Annotated in this window: 3 protein-coding genes; all 3 read right to left on the bottom strand. The window is 74.2% G+C overall.

What is annotated here, in order from left to right:
- Positions 1–262 precede the first annotated feature (262 nt).
- The 3 genes from eno to ICW40_RS03500 all read right to left on the bottom strand — a co-directional run bounded on the left by eno (position 263) and on the right by ICW40_RS03500 (position 4697).
- A complete protein-coding gene (eno, locus tag ICW40_RS03510) occupies positions 263–1540 on the bottom strand; it encodes a phosphopyruvate hydratase (protein WP_221652451.1) in 1278 nt (425 codons plus the stop codon).
- A 192-nt stretch (positions 1541–1732) separates the two neighbouring features.
- Positions 1733–3151, bottom strand: a complete 1419-nt coding sequence (gene pntB, locus ICW40_RS03505; protein ID WP_221652450.1) for a Re/Si-specific NAD(P)(+) transhydrogenase subunit beta — start codon at positions 3149–3151, stop codon at positions 1733–1735.
- A gap of 1 nt (position 3152) precedes the next feature.
- On the bottom strand, positions 3153–4697 hold the full coding sequence (locus tag ICW40_RS03500) for a Re/Si-specific NAD(P)(+) transhydrogenase subunit alpha (RefSeq protein ID WP_221652449.1): 1545 nt from the start codon (positions 4695–4697) through the stop codon (positions 3153–3155).
- Positions 4698–4935: the final 238 nt, after the last annotated feature.

Raw genomic sequence — 4935 nt, 5'->3', positions numbered from 1 at the left:
GCCGGAGGCCGACGCACCCGTCGACGAGCCCGGCGAGCCCGGCGAGCCCTTGCGGGCGCGAGGGAGCACGGGCCGACGGGACATGGCTCGATTGTGCCTCGCGGACCGCCGCAGCCCCGGGAGGGTCCCCGGGCGCGCCGCCCCCGGGTCCGCCACCGGGCCGACGTCGACCGGCCGGCCCGGGCGGGGACGGCGCAGGGCCCGGTCCGTGGACCGGGCCCTGCGGGTCGTGCTCACGCGCCCGGGGGCGCGGCCGTGCTGATCAGCGGCGGCGCGGGAACGCGGCGGCGCCGGCGTAGCGCGCGGCGTCGTCCAGCTCCTCCTCGATGCGGAGCAGCTGGTTGTACTTGTTGATGCGCTCGCCGCGGGCCGGCGCACCGGTCTTGATCTGGCCGGCGTTGGTCGCGACGGCGAGGTCCGCGATCGTCACGTCCTCGGTCTCGCCCGAGCGGTGGGAGACCATCGCGGTGAAGCCGGAGCGCTGCGCGAGCGAGACGGCGTCGAGCGTCTCGGACAGCGTGCCGATCTGGTTGAGCTTGACCAGGAGCGAGTTGGCGGCCCGGAGCTCGATGCCCTTGGCGAGGCGCTCGGGGTTGGTGACGAAGAGGTCGTCGCCGACGATCTGCACGCGGTCGCCCACGTTCGTGACGAGCTGCGACCAGGAGTCCCACTCGTCCTCGGACAGCGGGTCCTCGATGGAGACCAGCGGGTAGTCGGCGACGAGCTGCTCGTAGAACGCGAGCATCTCCTCGGGCGTCTTGGCGGCGCCCTCGAACTGGTACGCGCCGTCCTTGAAGAACTCCGTCGCGGCGACGTCGAGCGCGAGCGAGACCTCGGAGCCGGGCGTGAAGCCGGCCTTCTCGATCGCGACGAGGATGAGGTCGAGCGCCTCGCGGTTGGAGCCGAGGTTCGGCGCGAAGCCGCCCTCGTCGCCCAGGCCCGTCGCCAGGCCCTTGCTCTTCAGCACGGACTTGAGCGAGTGGTAGACCTCGACGCCCGTCCGCAGGGCCTCGCGGTAGGTCGTCGCGCCGATCGGGGCGACCATGAACTCCTGGATGTCGACGTTCGAGTCGGCGTGCGACCCGCCGTTGAGGATGTTCATCATCGGGACCGGCAGCACGTGGGCGTTCGGGCCGCCGACGTAGCGGAAGAGGGGGAGGTCGGCGCTGTCGGCCGCGGCCTTCGCGACGGCGAGCGAGACGCCGAGGATCGCGTTGGCGCCGAGCTTGCCCTTGTTGGGCGTGCCGTCGAGGTCGATCAGGGCCTGGTCGACGAGGCGCTGCTCGCTGGCCTCGAAGCCGATGAGCTCGGGGGCGATGTCGTCCATGACCGCGGTGACCGCGTCCTGGACGCCCTTGCCGAGGTACCGGCCCTTGTCGCCGTCACGGCGCTCGACGGCCTCGAAGGCTCCGGTCGAGGCACCCGAGGGCACGCCGGCCCGGGCGATGGTGCCGTCGTCGAGTGCGACCTCGACCTCGACGGTGGGGTTGCCGCGCGAGTCGAGGATCTCGCGTGCGCCTACGGCCTCGATGGTGGCCACGAATGCTCCTTCAGCAGGGTGCGGGTGTCGGGTCCGGCGTCGCACGGCTGCGGGTGCAGCGTCGGCGGACGGTGGGACCGTGCCGCCGGTCGACGTCAACCGGCCGGGTTCCACAGTAGTCCCGGCCGCCCGGGTGCGTGGTGGGACGTTCGGCGCGCGGACGGACGACGGCGCGGGCCCGGGGTGGGGCGGTCAGCGGGTGGCCGGCAGCGGGAGGGCCGCGAGGATCGCCTCGACCTGGGTCCTCGCGTCGCCGAACAGCATCGCGGTGTTGTCGCGGAAGAACAGCGGGTTCTGCACGCCCGCGTACCCCGTCGCCATCGACCGCTTGAAGACGACGACCTGCCGCGCCTTCCACACCTCGAGCACGGGCATGCCGGCGATCGGCGAGTCCGGGTCGTCGAGCGCCGCGGGGTTGACGGTGTCGTTCGCGCCGATGACGAGCACGACGTCGGTCTCGGCCAGGTCGTCGTTGACCTCGTCCATCTCGAGCACGATGTCGTACGGCACGCGCGCCTCGGCGAGCAGCACGTTCATGTGCCCGGGCAGCCGCCCGGCGACCGGGTGCACGCCGAACCGCACGTCGGCGCCGGCCGCGCGCAGCCGGGAGACGAGCTCGGCTACCGGGTACTGCGCCTTCGCGACCGCCATGCCGTAGCCCGGCGTGACGACCACCGTGCGCGCCGCCGCGAGCATCGCGGCGACGTCGGCCGGGCTCACCTCGCGGTGCTCGCCCGCCGGCCCGGCCGCGCCGGGTCCCGCGCCCGTGCCCGCCTCGACGCCGTAGCCGCCGAGGATCACGCTGACGAAGGACCGGTTCATCGCCCGGCACATGAGGTAGGAGAGGATCGCGCCCGACGAGCCGACGAGGGCGCCCGTGACGATGAGCAAGTCGTTGCCGAGCATGAACCCGGCCGCGGCGGCCGCCCAGCCCGAGTACGAGTTGAGCATCGAGACGACGACGGGCATGTCGCCACCGCCGATCGACGCGACGAGGTGCCAGCCCAGCGCGAGCGCGACCACCGTCATGAGCAGCAGCGGGACGACGCCGTCCGTCGCGAGGAACCACGCGAGGAGCGCGACGCACGCCGCCAGCGCGGCGAGGTTGAGCACGTTGCGCCCCGGCAGCATGAGCGGCGCGGTGCGGATGCGTGCGGCCAGCTTGAGGTAGGCGACGACCGAGCCGGTGAACGTCACGGCGCCGATGAGCACGCCCAGGTAGACCTCCACGCCGTGCACGACGTCGCCCCGGTGCCCGTCCGTTCCGGCCGTCAGCCACGACCCGTAGCCGACGAGCACGGCCGCGAGGCCGACGAAGCTGTGCAGCACGGCGATCATCTCGGGCATCTGCGTCATCTCGACGCTGCGCGCGCGCCACGTGCCGACCGTCGCGCCGACCGCCAGGACGAGGGCGATGAGCACGCCCGTGACGAGCACGGGGCGGCTGCTCCGCTCGAGGCTCAGGAGCACGGTCGCGGCGAGCGCCACGGCCATGCCGACCATGCCGAGCACGGTCCCGCGGCGCGCCGTCGACTGCTTCGACAGCCCGGCGAGGCTCAGCACGAAGAGCACGGCGGCGAGGAGGTAGAGAGCCTGCGCGGTCGAGGTCACGTCAGCCGTCCTTCCGGAACATCGAGAGCATCCGGTGCGTGACGAGGAAGCCGCCGAAGATGTTGATGCTCGCGACCGACGCCGCGACGAACGCGAGCACCGTGACGAGCAGGTTCGCCGAGCCGAGCTGCAGGAGCGCGCCGACGAGGATGATCCCGGACACCGCGTTGGTCTGCGCCATGAGCGGCGTGTGCAGCGCGTGGCTCACGTTCGAGATGACGTAGTAGCCCGCGACCACGGCGAGCGCGAACACCATGACGTGCCCGTGCAGGTCCGGCGGTGCGGCGCTCAGGGCGACCGTGACGAGCGCCGCGGCGAGCGCCGCGAGCACCGTCGACCGTCGCCGGCGCCGCTCCGCGGCACGCGGGTCGAGCCGGTGTGCCAGGGCGGGCACCTCGGCCTGCGGGGCCGGCGCGGCGGAGACCTGCACCGGGGGCGGCGGCCACAGCACGCCGCCGTCGTGCGCGACGGTCATGCCGCGCTGCACCGGGTCGTCGAGGTCGAGCACGGGGGTCCCGTCGCGCTCGGGCGTGAGCAGCGTCATGAGGTGGACGACGTTCGTGCCGAACAGCTGCGACGTGTGCCGCGGCATGCGGCTCGTGAGGTCCGTCCAGCCGAGCACGACGACGCCGCCCTCGGTCACGACCCGCTCGCCCGGCACGGTGAGCTCGCAGTTGCCGCCGCCCGAGGCGGCGAGGTCCACGACCACGCTGCCGGGCCGCATGGCGGCGACCATCGCGGCGGTGATCGTCGTCGGCGCCGTGCCGCGCACGAGCGCCGTGGTGATGACGACGTCGGCGCGCGCGGTCTCCTGCGCGTACATCCGGGCGACGGAGGCCTCCTGCTCGGCGGTGAGGGCGTCGGCGTACCCGTCGGCGCTCGCACCCTGCTGGGCCGGCAGGTCGGCGCGCACGAACTCCGCGCCCATCGACTCGATCTGCTCGGCCACCTCGGGCCGGACGTCGTACGCCCGCACGCGCGCGCCGAGGCTCACGGCGGCGCCGATCGCGGCGAGGCCCGCGACACCCGCGCCGATCACGAACACCTCGGCGGGGGCCGTCTTGCCCGCCGCGGTCACCTGGCCGGTGAACATGCCGCCGTACTCCTCGGCGGCCTCGATGACCGCCCGGTAGCCGGCGACGTTCGACAGCGTGCTCAGCACGTCGAGCGCCTGCGCCCGCGAGATCCGCGGCACGGCGTCGAGCGCGAGGCCGGTCACGCCGGCGGCGGCGAGGGCCGCGGGCAGCTCGGGCCGAGTCGCGGGCGACATCATGGCGACCAGCAGGGCGCCCGGGCGCACGGCGGCGAGGGCGTCGGCGCCGGGGGCCGTCACGGCCGTGACGACGTCGCTCGACCAGACCTCTGCCGCGGGCACCACGGTCGCACCGGCCTCGGCGTAGGCGACGTCGGGGAACGACGCCGCGGCACCCGCGCCCGCCTCGACGACGACGTCGTACCCGAGCTTGCGCAGCTGGCCCACCGTGGTGGGCGTCGCGGCGACGAGCCGCTCACCCGGACGCGCCTCGCGCGGCACACCGATCCTCATGCGGCCTCCTCGTGAGCCTGACGGCTCGACGGTAGCCGTCGCCGGGCGCTCCCGGCAGGACGTGTGACCCACGGGGCTCCGCCCCGCTCACGTCGACCTGCGGAGGTCGGGCCTCGGCCGTCAGGCCTCGGGACGCTCGGCCGTCCGCACCTGGGACTCGAGCTCGCGGACGGTCGCACGGAGCGCGGCCTCGGCGTCGACGCCGGCCGCGCGCGCCTCGGCCACGAGCTCGAGCAGC

The sequence above is a fragment of the Actinotalea ferrariae genome (genome assembly GCF_019733465.1).
Taxonomy (GTDB): domain Bacteria; phylum Actinomycetota; class Actinomycetes; order Actinomycetales; family Cellulomonadaceae; genus Actinotalea; species Actinotalea ferrariae_A.
The sequence above is the reverse complement of the archived record's forward strand: the minus strand, read 5'-3'. Positions and strand labels throughout refer to the sequence as shown.

Excerpts from the sequence above, each read along its gene's own strand:
- ICW40_RS03500 (WP_221652449.1), bottom strand. The coding sequence starts at position 4,697 with ATGAGGATCGGTGTGCCGCGCGAGGCGCGTCCGGGTGAGCGGCTCGTC.